Raw genomic sequence first — 16,363 nt, 5'->3', positions numbered from 1 at the left:
CCGGTGTGGAAGTGAGCGTTGGTTACACCAAGCGCGGGCAAAAAGGAAACGGCGCGACGGTGGGGCGCATCACAGCGAGCGCGCCAGCCGCTCCTTCAGGCGGGGCGCCGCGAAATCGAGGAAGGCGCGCAGCTTCACCGGCAGCAGGCCCTGACCGGCATGCAGGAGATTGACCGGCCATGGCGGCGGCTCGAACGGCTCGAGCACGACATGAAGCGCGCCGGCGCGCACCGCGGCGTCCGCCTGATAGGAGAGCACCCTCGTCAGGCCGAGGCCGGCGATCGCCGCATCGATTGCTGCCTCGGCGGTGTTGAGCTGCAGCCGCGAGCGGACCGGAACCACGGTTTCGCTCTTGTCGGTGCCGAAGCTCCACGTCGCGGGAGAGGCAAGCCCTTCGAAGGTGATGCAGTTGTGGCCTGAAAGGTCGCGCGGTTCGAACGGCGTGCCATGCTTCGCAAGATATGCCGGGCTGGCGCAGACGATGCGGCGGATCTGGCCGACGGGCGCTGCGACCATGGCCGAATCCGGCAGCTCGCCGATGCGCACGGCAAGATCGATATGCTCCTCGATCAGTTGCGTGATCCGATCGGACAGCGTCAGGCGGATGTCGACGTCGGGATAGGCGGCCAGAAAATCTGTGACGACCGGCAGCACATGCAGGCGGCCGAAGACGACCGGCGCAGTGATCACCAGCTCGCCGGTCGGGCTCAAATATTCGCCAGCGGCGGCTCGTTCGGCTTCGCCCACCTCATCGAGGATACGGCGGCAGGCGGCGAGATAGGAACGACCAGCGTCCGTCAAGGTGAGGCGCCGCGTCGACCGGTTGAGCAGACGCGTCTTGAGGTGCCTCTCCAGTTCGGAGAGCTTGCGGCTGACGGTGGCGAGCGGTACGCCGGCGTGTCGCGCGACGGCGGAAAGGCTGCCGGCCTCCACCGTGGCTACGAACAAGGACATGGCGTCGAGGCGGTCCATTTATTCTTCCGAAATGTGGAAGGATGGATTGCAACTATGCCTTCTACCTCCGGATTTCGGAAGGGGCTACATGTCGTTCCACTTTGGCAGAGGACAGCCGCCATGGACGCCTTCACTAGCGACGTCGCCTTTACCCCTACGGTCAAGGCCATCCAGTCCCGCAAGGGCTCGCGCGCATCTTATGCGCGGGTCGAGGAGCGCGGCGGCTGGCGAGCGACGATCACGCCCGACCTCGCCGCCTTCGTCGAGGCGCAGACCAGTGTGTTCCTGGCGACAGCCAATGGCGGAGGTCAACCCTATGTTCAGCATCGCGGCGGGCCAGCCGGCTTCCTGAAGGTGCTGGACGAGCAAACGATCGGCTTTGCCGATTTCTCGGGGAACCGGCAGTTCATCACCCAGGGCAATCTTGCGGACAATGCCCAGGCCTTCCTGTTCCTGATCGACTACATGCTTCGGCAGCGCATCAAGATCTGGGGCACAGCGCGCGTCGTCGAGGACGATGCGGAGCTGACGGCGAGGCTGATGCCGGCCAACTACAAGGCGCGGCCGGAGCAGGCGATCCTGTTCAGCGTCACGGCCTGGGATGCAAATTGCCCGCAGCATATTCCGCAGCGCTTCGAAGCGGCGGATGTGGCCGCGGCGCTTGCCGAGCGGGATAGACGCATTGCCGGTCTGGAGCAGGAGATCGCACGCCTGCGCAACAGCGCGTCTGGCGAAGCTTAGTTCTTGCTCACCGTAGAGGCTTCGGCGAGCGTGACGCCCTCGGTGGTCGGCCGAAGCGGGACGATGCCGCGCGCCAGCGCCAACACATATTTGCTGTATTCGGTGAGCAGCACGCGCAGCGCTTCCGGCTTGGTCAGCCAGCTGCCATTGCCGAGCTTGTTGTTGACCACCGGATAGGGCTCAAGCCGCGCGCCATGCAGCAGCCGGCGCATCTCGAGCAGGCTGCGCGGCATGTGGTAGTTGTTGGTCACGACGATGATGCTGCCATAGGCGTGGCTTTCCACCCATTTGGCGCTCTCCTCGGCATTGCCGATCGTGTCGAGCGCGGCGCGGTCGATGTCGACGCAGCAGGAGAACAGCTGCTTGTCGCCGCCCATTGCCGCTTGCAATTGGCGGCGGCTGGCGGTGGGGTGAACACCGCTGATCAAGAGCCGCTCGCCCTTGCCTGATGCCAGCAGATCCATGGCGGCGTCGAGTCGCGACTGGCCCCCGGTGAGCACGATGATTGCGTCGGCCCTGGCCGGATTGACCGGCGTCGTCATGTTGCTGACCTTGTCGGCAAACCAGCCGAAGCCGCCGGCGAAAAGCGCCAGCAGGGCAAGCACGAAGAAACCGCAGAGACGAAGCGCAAATCTGAGACGACCGGTTCTTGCAGACGCAGCACCCCGCGTAAGCGCCGCTGGCATCCGTCCAGCCGTTCCGATCGAGTCCCGCGCGTCCATCATCCCCAGGTTAATCCTGAAAACATCCAATGGTTAACTCTGAAACGTCGCCTTTCATAGATAGCACGGCGCACATTGCGTTACGGCAGTTTCCCTTGCGTGATCATGCACTTGTGGAGTCCGGATCGCATTGGAAACCCAACTTGCCACCTCTTGCATTCGCGCCACCCTTGGCTACGCGTCATGATCAGACCGCCTCCGGCTGCCGGATGTCGATCTCGCTGAGATAGGCGACGACCGTGGCATGCGAGGTGGCAGCGGTCAGCGCGCCGATCACCAGCACCATCAGGGCGACGCCGAGATAGCCGGTGGAGCCGATCGCGAAATTGCCGAACAGCGCGGTCGCCTGGTCGGCCTCAGGCGTCGCCATGTTGCGCGACGACCACCAGGAAAAGACGATGAAGACCATGATAGCGGCGGCACCTCCGGCGGCGGCGCCTTTCATGCCGGTGACCAGGAAATGCCAACGGAATTCGCGCGCGATGAAGCGGGCCTCGGCGCCGACAAAATGCAGGACCTCGATGATGTGGCCGTTGCCGGCCATGGCGCCGCGCGTGGCGAACACCACCGTCAGCACCGTCGCCGATAATATCAGCGCCAAAACGGCAAAGCCGATCGTCACTGTCGTATGCGCCATGGCGACCAGCCGGTCGACCCAGGTGCGATGGTCGTCGAGCGCGGCGCTCGGCAGCTTGGGCGTGATCGCGGCGCGCATGGCCGCGAAGTCGGGCGGATTGGCCTCGTCGATGGTGACGACGATGAGGCGCGGCACCGGCAGTTCATCAATGTTGAGGCCGGTGCCCAGCCACGGCTCCAAAAGGCGCGCCGTCGCATCGCGGTCGACGATCCTCGTACCCTTCACACCCGGGAACTCGCTGGCGATCTCAGAGGCCTGCGCGAGGGCTGCTTCCATGTCGAGGCCCTCGACGGGCTTGATCTGGATCGTCGCCTCGCGCGAGATCTGGTTCTCCCAGACCGAGGCGGTGTCGCGCACCAGCGTCACGGCGCCGAAGGTCAGGCAGGACAGGAAGGTCATGATGGCGATGACCAGCACCAGGGCCCGGCCGGCGATGTTGTGCGCCGGCACGATCGGCGCCATCTTGCGCTGGACACGGCGAACGATAGCCGGCGTCTCGACGGCTTCCTCGTGCAGGTGATCGGCCGGAAGTTCAGTCATAGACGTCCAGCCTTCCGCCGGCCAGAATCATGCGCCGCGCATCGACCTGCTCCATCAGGCCGAGGTCGTGGGTTGCGATCACCACGGCGGTGCCGAGCCGGTTGAGCTCGATAAAGAGCCTCAGCAGCCGGCGCGCCAGCGGCGGATCGACGTTGCCGGTCGGCTCGTCGGCAAGCAGGATCTCCGGCTGCTCGATCAGCGCGCGAGCGATCGCAGCACGCTGCTTCTCGCCGCCCGACAGCACCGGCGGCAGCACATGCATGCGCTCCCCGAGGCCAACCCATTTCAGGAGTTCGGTGACGTCGGTGCGATAGCTCCCCTCCTCGCGCCCGCGCACGCGCAACGGCAGCGCCACGTTCTCGTAAGTGGTCATGTGGTCAAGCAGGCGGAAATCCTGGAACACCACGCCGATGCGGCGCCTGAGCAGCGGCAACTCGCCGCGCGAGATGCGCGAACGATCCTTGCCGAAAATGGTGATCAGGCCGCGCGTCGGCTTCAGCGACATGAAAAGCAGGCGCAGCAAGGTGGTCTTGCCGGCGCCCGAGGGGCCGCTCAGGAACTGAAAGGAGCGCTCCGGAATGTGCAGGGAAATGTCGCGGAGGATCTCCGGACCCATGCCATAGCGGAGGCCGACATTTTCGAAGCGGATCACGTTCGGCGACCTGAAACCTTAGGCGGCATCCCGCCAGCCTGTTCTCTGCCAAGACCATCGGCCGGCATGGTTAATCGTTGGTTAATTTCTGCGCGCTTTCGACGTTTCACAGCAGTTCCGGTGGGGAAGCGTTAACCATTTGCGTTTACCCAAAAGCAACGAAGATTGCACTGGGGCCGTAATGGCTGAGGATAGAACCGCGCGCTCTGTTTCCGGCGAAATCATGACCGGCACGGCGACAAAGGCCGCGCCGGAGCGCGTCATCCTCGACACCGATGTCGTCGATGCCGACTATGTGGTGCTGCCGCGATTCGCCGCCCGTTCGGAACCGATTGCGGCGCCGTTGCCGCCGCAAGCGCCCTCGACGCCATCCATCGCTGGCATGGGCATGCTGCGCAAACCGGAGGCTGCGCCGGCGCGGCCGGCCTCGCGTGGCGGTCCAATCTTCTGGGCCGCCGGAGTGGGCGCCGCACTCGTGGCTTTCTGGGTGTCGGGCGGACATGCCCTGGTGCGTCAGAGCCCCTTCTGGGCGGCTGCGCAGCCGGCAAGCGCGCTCAGCATTTCCGGTGTGACGTCGCGAATCGATGCCTCGGGGCTGAAGCCTATCCTGTTCATCGACGGCGAGGCCGCCAATGACGGCGTACGGGCGGAGTCGCTGCCGCCGCTCGAGATCCGCGTCACCGACAATGCCAGCAATGTCATCCGCTACAGGTTGGGGACATCCAACCGCTCGCTGGCGCCCGGCGAAAGATTCGGCTTTTCCAGCCGGTTCGATGTCCCTAGAAACGGCGTGAAGGCCGTATCGGTCACCTTCGCCGGGTAAGTGCATCGATATTCAGGTGATGCCGGCCTGCAATTAGTGGTTTCCTGCGCTTAGGTGCTCACGTGCTTGAGTACGCTCTGCACCGGTTCTCGGAACCCGCTATTTTGGGTTCGGCCTGACCTGAATATTGATGAACCTAGCCCTTCCGGCGTTGCAGGCGATTCTGAAGGAAAAAGCTATGCCAGTTGTACGCGGCAAGGACATCGAGGTCCTGTTTTCGGCGTCGGCGATCGCCCGGCGCAATCTCGAGCTCGCCAAGGAAATCGCCGGGCGCGACTATCACGACCTGCTTGTGATATCGATCCTGAAAGGCTCGTTCGTCTTTGCCGCCGATCTTATCCGCGCCATGCACGACGTCGGCCTGTCGCCCGAGGTCGAATTCATCTTCATCTCCAGCTACGGCGCCGGCACCACAAGCGGCGAGGTCAAGGTGCTGCGCGACATCGACAACGAGGTCGCCGGCCGCGACGTTCTTTTGATCGACGACATCCTCGAATCCGGCAAGACGCTTTCCTTCACCCGCGACCTGATGCTGTCGCGCGGCGCCAGGAGCTGCGCCATCGCGGTGCTGCTCGACAAGCGCATGCGCCGCCAGACCACGCTCAACGCCGATTATGTCGGCTTCGACTGCCCCGATTATTTCGTCGTCGGCTACGGCATGGACGTCGCGCATGCTTTCCGGGAATTGCCGTTTGTCGGGGTCGTGAAAGGCGACAAGTAAGGTCGCGCCGAAAGAGGCCGCATAGACGTTTCAAATTTTCAGAAAACGTCAACGTTTCGGCGGCATCTATCTCGGCATGGCAAAGCTTTTGATCGTCGAGGACGATGAATCCGTCCGCACCCTCGCTGCCCGCGCGCTGGAGCGTGATGGGCACAGTGTCACCATCGCCGCCGATGGCGCGCAGGGGCTCACCCTGATCCGCCAGCAGCGCGGCAGCTACGATCTCGTGGTATCCGATATCCGCATGCCGGAGATGGACGGCATCGAGATGGCGACCGCGGCGGCAAAACAGTTTCCGGCCATGAAGATCATGCTGATGACCGGCTATGCCGACCAGCGCGAGCGCGCCGAGGAATTGAACGGCATCATCCTCGACGTCGTGCAGAAGCCGTTCACGCTTGCCGAAATACGCGCCCGCGTCGGACGGGCATTAAGCTGCTTCGCTTGATCGTTCAGACGGCATCGCCGGTCGCTGCGATTGCAGGTGCTGCGCCGCGTCGGCGCTCACCGTTCAGTGCAACCAGACCGGCGCCGATGATCAGCGCCGCGCCCAGCACCGTCGTTGACCGCGGGACCTCGGCGAAAAACAGGAAGCCCCACAGCGGCGACCAGAGGATGCCCGTGTATTCGAAGGTTGCGACCTGGTTGGCGGGCGCCATCCGGTAGGCCTGCGACAGCAAGATCATGCCGGCGGAGGCAACGAAGCCGCAGGCCGCCATCTTCAGGAAGTCCGGCAGCGCCGGCCAGACCCAGGGCCGCACCAGGAAGTCGAGGCTCGGGTGGCCCGCATGGGTGATGCCGGCAAGATGAAACACCGCGGCGACCGCCACAGCGCCGGTGAGATAGGCGCCGTTCTGGTAGAAGGCCATCACCGTCGAGGATTCGGTCTCGCCGATCCGGCGCGCCATCAGCTGCGAGAACCCGTAGAGGAATGCCGAGCCGAGCGACAGCAGTGCCGCCCAGTCGAACAATCCGGCGCCCGGACGCAACATCACGACCACGCCCACCAGGCCGATCAGCACCGTCGTCAGCGTCCGCCCGGAGACGTGCTCGCCGAGATAAGGTCCGGCAAGCAACATGATGAAGAGCGGCGCCATGAAATAGAGCGCTATCGCGTCGGCCAGCGAGAGGGCGGCAATCGCCAGATAGTAGACGGTGTAGGAGCTGAATTGGATGAAGCCGCGCAGCGTCAGCATGCCCGCTCGTTTCGACAGCAAGGCTGTCAGGCCGACATCGGCCTGGACGATAACGACCAGGATCGGCAGCGCCACGAGGGCGCGGATCGCCATCACTTCCGTCACCGGATAGCTGCCCGAAACCGCCTTCACCAGCGGGTCCTGCAACGAAAAGACAAGAACGCCGAGGCAGAGGCTCAAAATGCCAAGCACCATCCGGTTCTGCATGTTCGTTCCAGTGAAAAAGAGCCCGCCACCGTTTCGGGCAGCGGGCACGAGTGAGGACTCTTCGAATTGGTCCGCTGCCGAATCTCACGGCCGCATATCCAATGGGTAGAGCAACTATCCTGCGACGTTTGACATGTTGCAAACGAATTGGAATGATACCAGCAATCAAAATTTCTTATGGCGGCATCGATGAAGCCCACCCTCGACAGCGACCTCCTGCGCACCTTCGTGGCGGTGGCCGAGACCGGCAATTTCACCAAGGCGGCGGAAAAGGCCGGACGCACCCAGTCGGCGGTGTCCATGCAGATGAAAAAGCTGGAAGACATGGTGGGCGACAGCCTGTTCGAGCGCGGCTCTCGCGGGGTGGCGCTGACACGCCGCGGCGGCGAGCTCATCACCAACGCCCGCCGCATCGTCTCGCTGCTCGACGAGACGGCGGCATCGCTGGTCGCGCCGCCGCTCGGCGGGCTAGTGCGCATCGGCATTCCTGCCGAATACGGGCGGTCAACCTTGTCGCGGGCACTTGGCGAATTCGCCAAACGCCACCCGCGCGTGGAGGTCACGGTGCGTTACGCGCATTCCGACTCGCAGGTGAGGGCGCTTGCGGCCGGCGAACTCGACCTTGCGGTGGTGTTCGAGTGGGAAGGTTTTTCCGGCGGCGATGTGCTGATGCACGATCCCACGGTATGGGTGACGTCAACGCTGCATCACATGCATGAGGAACGGCCGGTGCCGATCGCGCTTTACAGCCGCAATGGCTGGTGTCGGGACTTCGCGATCAAGTCGCTGCAGCAGCGCGGCCTCGACTACCGCGTCGCCTACACCAGCGACACCAATGGCGGCCTGACGCTGGCGGTCACTTCTGGCCTGGCGATCGCACCGATCTCGCGCAGCAACATCCCGCCCGATTGCCGCGAACTGACCGCCGCCGACGGCTTCGGCGACATCGATTCCTCGAATGTGGTGCTTCACCGCAATCCGCTGGCGACGGGCGAAGCGATCGACGGGATGGAAAACGCGATCCGCGAGGCTTTCATGCTGACCAGGCAGGCACAGGCAACAGCCAGTCTTTGACGTACGAAACGGTCCGCTCAATCCGGCGGTCCGCTCTCCATCTGCTTGAGCCATCGCATGGCATCCTCAAGGCGATCGTCGCCCCAGAACAATTCGCCGTCGAAGACGAAGCTCGGCGAGCCGAAGATGCCGAGCGCCTTGGCCTGCTCCGTCGCGGCCGCGAGCTCGGCCTTGGCGTCATCGCTGTCGGCCCGCCGAAGAACCGGCTCTGCTTTCTGTCCGGCTTTCTCGATGCTAGCCGAAATGTTTGGCTCGCTACCAGCCGGCTCACCCATTTCAAACCAGCGCCGGTACGTTTCCCGGGCATAGGCTTCGCACCAGCCCTCGCGCGCCGCGATGAGAGCCACGCGATTGGCGCGTTCGAGCTCGGCCAGCGGGTAGGGGGCCGGCAGTTTCGGCACCATCCTGTACATCGCCGCTCGGCGCTCGATGTCGCGCCACATATAAGCGGCCTTCGCCGGCTTCTTGGCAAAGGGAATGTTGTCCATCTCGATCATGATGGCGCGCACATTGAAGGGTCGCCAGCGGAACTCGATGCCGGTCTCAGCCGCAACCTCGGCGAGACGCATCACCGAAAGATAGGTGTAGGTGCTGCCGATGGAGAACCAGAAGTCGATCATCGCCAGTCTCCCTTGACGATGACGATACCGGCAGGCAGCGCGGCCTGCAATGCGTGTGGCGAGAGCGACCTGCGGCTCAGTCTCTTTCGAAAAAGGTCAGGCGATTGCCGAACGGATCGATCACCGTGACCTCCTTCGTCTGCCAAGGCGTCGTCTCGAGGCTCGGCCTGTTGAAGCGGTAGTTCTTGGCCTTGAACTCGCGATGCAGCTCAATGATGCCGGTCGCTTCGATGCGTATATTGGCACCGGGCGAGCCGTCGCCATGATGCTCGCTCAAATGCAGCTCGCAGCCGTCGCGGGCGACGCCCATATAGAGCGGCGCGTTGTCGTCGAAGCGATGCTCGAAGCGGACCTCGAAACCGAGGAAGTTGAGATAGAACTCTCGCGCCTTGACGGTATCGAACATGCGCAGGATCGGCGTGACGGTTCCAAGCTTCGGCATGTCGGCGGTGACCGGTGTGGGCGCTATTTCAGTTCGAGCAGGCGTTCGAGGTAGCTGCGCTCGATGTCCGGGCTGAGCGCGTTGCCGAGGCGCTTGCGGATCGCTTCGAGGATCTGGCGGGCGCGCTGCACGTCGATCTCGTCGGGCACCTTGACGGAGTTGCCGTCGTCGGGGCCCTTCGTGGCGCGCGGCCGGCCAAGCGGGTCGCGGTCGGCGTCCTGCCGACGTCCGCCCTGTTCGCTGCCGCCCTGGTCGCCCTGCATGGCCTGCATCTGCTTCATCATCTCCTTGGCGCCGCGGCGCAGCGCCTCCAGCGCGCGGCCCTGGTGGCCGACCGCCTGGTCGCCTTCGCCTTCGCCCAGCGCCTGCTCGGCATCGCCCATGGATTTGCCGGCCTCGCCAAAGCCCTCATTGGGCTGCATGCCCATGCCTTCGAGGCCCTTCTTCAGCTTGTCGAGCTCGCTCTGCAACTGGCCCTGACCTTCCTGCAGCTGCTTCAGCGCATCCGCGAATTCCTGCGGCGTCATTTGCTTCGGCCGGCCGAGCGGGTCGCGGTCATCACCGGGCTTCTGCCCATCCTGCGACTGCTCGCCATCCTCGCCCAGCTGCTCGTCGCGATTTGCACCGCGCTGGCGATCGCCGCGCTGCATCTGATCGAGGCGGAAGGTATCGTTCATCATCTCCTGCTGGCGCCGCATGATCTCGCCCAGCTTGTCCATCTGCTGGCGCATCTCGCTGTCCTGCAGGCCGGCCTGCTGCTGGCGGCCGGCCTGCAGGTTGTTCATCATGTCCTGCAGTTCCGACAACAACTGCTGGGCCCGGTCTCGGTCGCCGGATTTGGCGAGATTCTCGATCTCGTCCATCATCCGGTTGATGTCGCTCTGGCGCAGTTCCCGACCGTTCTGCTGCATCTGCGGCGCGTTCGGGTTCTGCTGGGCGCGCTGGGCGAATTCCTGCAGGAACTGGTTCATCGCCTCGCGAAGTTCCTTCATCGCCTTTTCGAGCTCTTCGTCGCTGGCGCCGTTTTTGATGGCGTCCTGTAGCGCCTGCTGCGCCTGGCGCAGCCGACGCTCGGCGGCCGACAGATTGCCTTCCTCGATGCCGAGCGCGATCTCCCACAGATAAGCCACCTCGTTGCGCAGCTGGTCGTCGTTCTCGGCAAGCTTCAGCCGGCTCCTGGCGCTCATGATCGCGAGGTAATGCGACATGTTGTCGAAAGTATCCTCCGGGCGCAGGGTGATCGCGTCCATCAGGTCGAGCACGCGCGGCTTGGCGTTGGCGTCGAGCGCCAACAGGCGGCGCTGCTCGATCACCGCGCGGGCCAGGGGATTGGAGAAGGGCCGCTCCGGCATCACCAGCGTCTTGGTCTCACTGGTGGCGGTATGGCCGGCATCGTCGGTGGCGGTGAGCGTCAGCTTGATGGTGCTGCCGGCCCAGACATGCTCGGTCAGATCCTTGGTCGTCTTAGCGGCGTTCGCCTTGCCGCCGCGGCGCGGCAGCGTCAGCGGCATGTCGGGCGGGCCATAGAGCGGATGCGCATTGGCGGGCGGCGGCTCAGACAGCTCCAAGACGGCCTTGGCGGAGGCCGCTCCATAGTCGTCGTCGATCTGGTAGTTGAGCTCGATGGCGCCATTGACGGCACGCTTGGGCTCGCCGACGAAACGGATCGTCGGCGGTTTGTCCGGGATGATGGCGAAGGCCCAGTGGCCGAGATCGTCCTCGCCGGACTTGAGCCGCAGCGTGCCGTTGGTGTTCAGCTTGCCGGAGAACTGGCGCACTTTGAGCCCGGCTGGGGACCCCGGCTGTGCCGCGGCTGGCGTGGCGCCCTTCGGCGCAACCGGTTCGATGGCGCGATCATTGCCGTTCGCGTCGGCATAGCTCAGCGTTTCTTCGCCGGTTCCGCCAGTGACGCGCAGCGAGACGTCGCTGCCCTCAGGGACGCTGAAGACCTGCGCGGCCTGGTTGACGTCGGCGGTCAAGAACAGCGGCGGCTTGCCGGTATAGGAAGGCGGCGTCACCCAGGCATCGATGCGGGGCGGCACGCTATCGCGCGCGGCGCTGGCGACGAAGCCGTCGCTGATCCTGCCGCCGAAAGGTCCGAAGGAGAAGGCAAAAGCGGTGACGAACAGCAGCCCCACCACAGCCCGCAGGCCCCAGCGGTCGTAATCCGGCACGCTTGTGCGCGGCCTGTCGGCGCCCAGGTCGGAGAGCCGCTCGGCCATGCGCTTCTGGTGCTCGCGCCACAGCGCCTGCGAGAAGAGGCTGTCCGCGCCGCTCGGGCGGTCGGTCTGCACCTGCACGGGGCTGTGCAGCAGCTCGTTCGCTGCCTCGATGCGTCGGTCGACCTCGGCGGCGGAAGGAATGCGGAAGAGGCGCAGCGCAAAGAGCGCGGCGAGCGCCGAGATGGAGAAGAGGATCAGGAGGCCGATCCGCGCCAGATCCGGCAGGCGCTGGAACAAGCCCAGCCACGAGACACTGAGGAACAGGCCGGCGACCACCGCCAGCGGCAACAGCAACGGCCAGCCGCGCTCGAAGATCATCGAGGCCCGCGTCGCCAGCCGGGTCAAGGCAAGGCGCCCGGCCAGACCGCGTTCGTCGCTGGAAATGGGTCGTTCCGTCATCGGCCCTTCCTGCCCGGGCAGGATCGCCCGGACCTTATGAGCAGAGGATAACACCAAACACGGCGAAGGCGAGGCGGGTTCCAAAATCTGTGACGGGTTCGCCGCCTTTACGATCAGAAATTCGCGGGATTCGTATTGGAACCACAGACCAGGACGGCCACGCGCTCGCCGGGAGCCGGCGCGTAGCGGCCGGAAAGCATCGCGGCAAAGGCAGCGGCCCCGCCCGGCTCGGCGATGATTCGCGCCCGGTCCCAGAGCGCTTTCTGCGCCGCCACGATGTCGTCGTCGCTGACCAGGATCGAGCGCTCGACGAAAGCTTTCGCGATCGGGAACATCATTTCGCCGACGCGCTTCGGCGCCAGCGAATCGGCGGCGATGCCCTCGGCCGGTGCATCGACCGGCTTGCCGGCTTCGAAGGCGCGGTGAAGCGTCGGCGCGCCCTCGGGCTCGATGGCGATGATGCGGATGCGGCCAGCGAACCAGGCGGCGATGCCGCCGATCAGGCCGCCGCCGCCGACCGCGACAAGCAGTGTGTCGATCTGCGGCAGATCGGCTTCGATCTCGAGCCCGAGAGTGCCTTGGCCGATTAGCGTCTCTTCCTGGTTGAAGGCGTGGATCCGCAGGGCGCCGGTTCGTTCGGCAAAATCCTCGCTGGCAGCCAGCGCCTCGGCATAGCGCGCACCGCCGACCACCAGCTCGGCGCCATAGCTGCGGATGCGCTCGAGCTTTGCCGGCGGGCTGACCTCGGGCACGAAGATGGTGGCCCTGTGCCCGAGCTTCATGGCGGCATAGGCGACGGCGGCGCCATGATTGCCGCCGGAGGCGGCGACCACACCCGCTGCGGGCACCTGCCGCTCGAGCAGGTTGGTGAATGCGCCGCGCGCCTTGAACGAGCCGGAATGCTGCAGACATTCGAGCTTCAGATCGACCGGAAAGGCCGGCCGGCCGAAGTCAGCCATGTCGACGCGCATTACCGGCGTGTGGCGGACGAACGGGCGGATGCGCGGTTCCACCGCGGCGATGCGATCGCGCGTGATAGCTCCAGTCTCCAGCATGGCTTGCTCCTTTGAGCGCGGGACCCTCGTGCTTCTATTTCAGCCACTCCGGCAATGAATCCAGCCCGATCAGCTCCTCATGGGTCTGGCGCGGCCGCACGACGTGAAAACGGTCGCCGTCGACCAGCACTTCCGGCACCAGGAGCCGGGTGTTGTAGGTGCCGGCCTGCACGGCGCCGTAAGCTCCAGCGGTGGCGACGGCGATGAGGTCGCCAGGATTCAGCCTGGGGAGGTCGCGGTCGAGGCCGAGGAAATCGCCTGTCTCGCAGACCGGCCCGACGATATCGACCGTCATGCGCGGCGTGGTGGCCGGCGGCTGCACCACCGGCTTGATGTCGTGGAAGGCATCGTAGAGCGTCGGCCGGATCAGGTCGTTCATGGCGGCGTCGACGACGAGGAAGTTCTTGGCGTCGCCTTCCTTCACATAGATCACTTCCGAGACCAGGATGCCGGCATTGCCGACGATCAGCCGGCCAGGCTCGAACATCACCTTCAGGCCGAGCCGGGTGACATGCTTCCTGACGATCTCGGCATAGGCGTCGGGCAAGGGCGGCGGGCTGTTGTCGACGCGGTACGGAATGCCGAGGCCGCCGCCGAGATCGACATGCTCGATTGAATGCCCGTCGGCGCGCAGCACGCCGACCAGTTCCACCAGCAGCGCGAAAGCGTCGTCGAAAGGCTGCAACTCGGTGATCTGGCTGCCGATATGGGTGTCGATGCCGGTGACCTTGATGCCCGGCAGCTCCGCCGCGCGGGCATAGACCTGGCGCGCCCGCTGCCACGGGATGCCGAACTTGTTCTCGGCCTTGCCGGTGGAGATCTTCTTGTGGGTCCTGGCGTCGACGTCCGGGTTGATGCGCAGCGAGACGGGTGCCACCTTGCCGAGCGCTGTGGCGCGCGCCGACAGCAGTTCGAGTTCGGGTTCGGACTCGACGTTGAAGCAGAGGATGCCGGCATTGAGGGCGAAGTCCATTTCCCGCGCGGTCTTGCCGACGCCGGAAAACAGGATCTTGCTCGCGGGGATGCCGGCGGCCAAGGCGCGCCGCAGTTCACCTTCCGACACCACGTCGGCGCCGGCGCCTTGTCTTGCCAAGGTCTTCAGCACGGCCTGGTTGGAATTCGCCTTCATGGCGTAGCAGACCAGCGCGTCGAGACCGGCAAAAGCTTCCTTGAAGACGCGGAAATGCCTGGTCAGGGTCGCGGTCGAATAGCAGTAAAACGGCGTGCCGACGCTGGCGGCGATATCGGGGATTGCCACATCCTCGGCGTAGAGAACGCCGTCGCGGTAGTCGAAATGGTTCACGGGGAGAGGTCCGAAAATTGGAGCGCGATGAGATCGGATGATCTCCTCGGCTCTAGAGCAAGGGGTCGAGAATGAACTTCTTGTCCTTGACCGGTTTCTCAGGCTCGGGCGGCAGCGGCTGTTTGGCTCGCTCCGCATCCTTGCGCGCCTGCACGGCAGCCTCGTAAGGCGTATCGAGGCCGCCTCTCCTGCCGCAGGCCGTGACGGTGACAACCGCCGCCAGCAGCGCGAGCGTCACCAAAATCCTGCCTCGGGTCATCGATCCATCCGTTCGAAACTGTTTTGTCCAGCCGCGCTTTTAGCCGAGTTTTCGGCGCATTGCATCCCGGCAAAATCAAGCCCCAAGAATTCGTTATTCGTCCAGCCGACGGACATAAACGCCAAACTCGGACGTGGCGGAAAAATGGAAACTTCCGGCGCTTCTTGGTCCCATCCCGAAGCCGTCGTTGGCTTTCTCATCAGCGACTGCAAGGAGAAGTTCTGCGAGAAGGTGCAGCGCTCGCTTTGAACCTTGTATGAGGATCGTTGGCTCCCCACCGTCCTCGTCGGAAAGAAGAGCCAGGCTCAGGTTGGATTTCTGGTGGCTGTAGCGTTCTAAAATCTTGTCAGTTTGCATCAATCAGCCTTTCACGCCTTGGCCAAGCGCTTTTTCCAGTAGCGGATTTGCTTCCTCACTTCCGACGGAGCGGTGCCGCCGAAGCTTACGCGGCTCTTCACCGAATTCTGCACGGCGAGCACCGAGAAGATGTCGTCGGTGATGCCGGGATGGATCGAGCGCAGGTCCTCCAACGAGAGCTTTTCCAGCCCGACCTTCTTCTCCTCGGCAAGGGCCACGGCGCGGCCGGTGACGTGATGGGCCTCGCGGAAGGGCAGGCCGAGATTGCGCACCAGCCAGTCGGCGAGGTCGGTGGCGGTGGCGTGACCGGCGCCGGCGGCCTTCTTCATGGCGGCCGTGTTCACGGTCATGTCGCGCACCATGCCGGTGGTCGCCGCCAGCATCAGGTCGAGCGTTTCGGCTACGTCGAAAACCGATTCCTTGTCCTCCTGCATGTCCTTGCCATAGGTCAGCGGCATGCCCTTCATCACCGTCAGCAAGCCGACCAAATGGCCGTTGATGCGGCCGGTCTTGCCGCGCACCAATTCGGCGGCGTCGGGGTTCTTCTTCTGCGGCATGATCGAGGAGCCGGTGGAGAATGAATCCGATAGCCGGATGAAGCCGAATTGCGGCGTCGACCAGATGATGATCTCTTCGGCCAGCCGCGACAGATGCGTGCCGCAGATCGCGGCGATCGAGAGGAATTCGAGCGCGAAGTCGCGGTCCGACACGCTGTCGAGGGAATTGCGCATCGGCTCGCGGAAGCCGAGCGCCTTCGCCGACATATGGCGGTCGATGGAAAAGCTCGTGCCGGCCAGCGCGGCGGCGCCCAGCGGGCTTTCGTCCATGCGCTCGATGGCGTCGCGGACACGTGACAGATCGCGGCCGAACATCTCGACATAAGCCATGCAATGATGACCGAAGGTCACCGGCTGCGCGGCCTGCATATGGGTGAAGCCGGGCATTACCGTCGCGGCGTGCTCCTCGGCGCGCTCGAGAAAGGCGCCGATGAGGTCCTTCAGCGCATGGGCTATGCGCTGGCATTCCTCCTTGACCCAGAGTTTCAGATCGACCGCCACCTGATCGTTGCGCGAGCGGGCGGTATGCAGGCGGCCGGCAGCCGACCCGATCAGATCGGCCAGACGCGCCTCGACATTCATATGGATGTCTTCGAGCTTGGTCGAGAATTCGAATTTCCCGGCCTCGATCTCTTTCAGGATCGTGTTCAGGCCGTGAGCGATTTTTTCTTGATCGGCGGCCGAAATAATGCCCGTTTCAGCCAACATCTCGCTGTGGGCGATCGAGCCGCGGATGTCCTGCGCGTAGAGTTTGCGGTCGAAGGCGATCGATGCGTTGATCGCTTCCATGATCGCGGCCGGACCCGAGGCAAAACGTCCGCCCCACATCTGGTTGCTAGCCTTCTTGTCGCTCATCGCTATAACCCGTGCTCCGGAGCAGTT

Annotated in this window: 18 protein-coding genes; 5 read left to right on the top strand and 13 right to left on the bottom strand. The window is 64.4% G+C overall.

What is annotated here, in order from left to right:
• Positions 1-69 precede the first annotated feature (69 nt).
• A complete protein-coding gene (locus tag EOD29_RS15310) occupies positions 70-972 on the bottom strand; it encodes a LysR family transcriptional regulator (protein WP_127247120.1) in 903 nt (300 codons plus the stop codon).
• Positions 973-1,074: 102 nt separating this feature from the next.
• On the opposite strand from EOD29_RS15310, the gene EOD29_RS15305 reads away from it, so the two are divergent.
• A complete protein-coding gene (locus EOD29_RS15305; protein ID WP_095823981.1) occupies positions 1,075-1,695 on the top strand; it encodes a pyridoxamine 5'-phosphate oxidase family protein in 621 nt (206 codons plus the stop codon).
• On the opposite strand, the gene EOD29_RS15300 is transcribed toward EOD29_RS15305, so the two are convergent.
• From EOD29_RS15300 to ftsE, 3 genes are all read right to left on the bottom strand, one after another.
• Positions 1,692-2,420, bottom strand: coding sequence for a YdcF family protein (locus EOD29_RS15300; RefSeq protein WP_127247119.1), 729 nt, complete (start codon positions 2,418-2,420; stop codon positions 1,692-1,694). The genes EOD29_RS15305 and EOD29_RS15300 overlap by 4 nt on opposite strands.
• 184 nt (positions 2,421-2,604) lie before the next feature.
• A complete protein-coding gene (locus EOD29_RS15295) occupies positions 2,605-3,594 on the bottom strand; it encodes an ABC transporter permease (RefSeq protein ID WP_127247118.1) in 990 nt (329 codons plus the stop codon).
• Entirely contained in the window at positions 3,587-4,246 is a 660-nt protein-coding gene (gene ftsE / locus EOD29_RS15290) for a cell division ATP-binding protein FtsE (RefSeq protein ID WP_127247117.1), read from the bottom strand. Before ftsE ends, EOD29_RS15295 begins: the two co-directional genes overlap by 8 nt.
• A gap of 181 nt (positions 4,247-4,427) precedes the next feature.
• On the opposite strand from ftsE, the gene EOD29_RS15285 reads away from it, so the two are divergent.
• From EOD29_RS15285 to EOD29_RS15275, 3 genes are all read left to right on the top strand, one after another.
• Positions 4,428-5,069 (top strand): hypothetical protein, encoded by a 642-nt coding sequence (locus EOD29_RS15285; protein WP_067319128.1) that lies wholly within the window; start codon positions 4,428-4,430, stop codon positions 5,067-5,069.
• A gap of 178 nt (positions 5,070-5,247) precedes the next feature.
• Positions 5,248-5,790 (top strand): hypoxanthine phosphoribosyltransferase, encoded by a 543-nt coding sequence (gene hpt / locus EOD29_RS15280; protein WP_067319657.1) that lies wholly within the window; start codon positions 5,248-5,250, stop codon positions 5,788-5,790.
• A gap of 76 nt (positions 5,791-5,866) precedes the next feature.
• Positions 5,867-6,238 (top strand): response regulator, encoded by a 372-nt coding sequence (locus EOD29_RS15275; RefSeq protein WP_067319126.1) that lies wholly within the window; start codon positions 5,867-5,869, stop codon positions 6,236-6,238.
• 4 nt (positions 6,239-6,242) lie between these two features.
• Here EOD29_RS15275 and EOD29_RS15270 read toward each other — a convergent pair whose 3' ends face one another.
• Positions 6,243-7,193 (bottom strand): DMT family transporter, encoded by a 951-nt coding sequence (locus tag EOD29_RS15270; protein ID WP_127247116.1) that lies wholly within the window; start codon positions 7,191-7,193, stop codon positions 6,243-6,245.
• A 189-nt stretch (positions 7,194-7,382) separates the two neighbouring features.
• Between EOD29_RS15270 and EOD29_RS15265 the strand changes: the two genes are divergently transcribed.
• Positions 7,383-8,267, top strand: a complete 885-nt coding sequence (locus tag EOD29_RS15265; RefSeq protein ID WP_127247115.1) for a LysR substrate-binding domain-containing protein — start codon at positions 7,383-7,385, stop codon at positions 8,265-8,267.
• Between the two features lie 17 nt (positions 8,268-8,284).
• On the opposite strand, the gene EOD29_RS15260 is transcribed toward EOD29_RS15265, so the two are convergent.
• From EOD29_RS15260 to argH, 8 genes are all read right to left on the bottom strand, one after another.
• Entirely contained in the window at positions 8,285-8,887 is a 603-nt protein-coding gene (locus EOD29_RS15260; protein WP_127215623.1) for a 2-hydroxychromene-2-carboxylate isomerase, read from the bottom strand.
• Positions 8,888-8,963: 76 nt separating this feature from the next.
• The gene (locus EOD29_RS15255; protein WP_127215622.1) at positions 8,964-9,329 is read right to left on the bottom strand and encodes a glyoxalase superfamily protein; all 366 of its coding nucleotides are present in this window, start codon (positions 9,327-9,329) and stop codon (positions 8,964-8,966) included.
• A gap of 23 nt (positions 9,330-9,352) precedes the next feature.
• Positions 9,353-11,950, bottom strand: coding sequence for a TIGR02302 family protein (locus EOD29_RS15250; protein ID WP_127247114.1), 2,598 nt, complete (start codon positions 11,948-11,950; stop codon positions 9,353-9,355).
• Positions 11,951-12,063: 113 nt separating this feature from the next.
• Complete coding sequence (locus EOD29_RS15245) at positions 12,064-13,005, bottom strand: threonine/serine dehydratase (protein ID WP_127247113.1); 942 nt, start codon at positions 13,003-13,005, stop codon at positions 12,064-12,066.
• Between the two features lie 34 nt (positions 13,006-13,039).
• Positions 13,040-14,308 (bottom strand): diaminopimelate decarboxylase, encoded by a 1,269-nt coding sequence (gene lysA / locus EOD29_RS15240; protein ID WP_127247112.1) that lies wholly within the window; start codon positions 14,306-14,308, stop codon positions 13,040-13,042.
• A 52-nt stretch (positions 14,309-14,360) separates the two neighbouring features.
• Positions 14,361-14,567, bottom strand: coding sequence for a lipoprotein (locus EOD29_RS15235; RefSeq protein ID WP_066990222.1), 207 nt, complete (start codon positions 14,565-14,567; stop codon positions 14,361-14,363).
• A gap of 93 nt (positions 14,568-14,660) precedes the next feature.
• Entirely contained in the window at positions 14,661-14,924 is a 264-nt protein-coding gene (locus EOD29_RS15230; RefSeq protein WP_095823972.1) for a hypothetical protein, read from the bottom strand.
• An 11-nt stretch (positions 14,925-14,935) separates the two neighbouring features.
• Positions 14,936-16,336, bottom strand: a complete 1,401-nt coding sequence (gene argH, locus EOD29_RS15225; RefSeq protein WP_127247111.1) for an argininosuccinate lyase — start codon at positions 16,334-16,336, stop codon at positions 14,936-14,938.
• Between the last annotated feature and the right edge of the window lie 27 nt (positions 16,337-16,363).

This window comes from Mesorhizobium sp. M1A.T.Ca.IN.004.03.1.1 (assembly GCF_003997555.1).
Classification (GTDB): domain Bacteria; phylum Pseudomonadota; class Alphaproteobacteria; order Rhizobiales; family Rhizobiaceae; genus Mesorhizobium.
The sequence above is the reverse complement of the archived record's forward strand: the minus strand, read 5'-3'. Positions and strand labels throughout refer to the sequence as shown.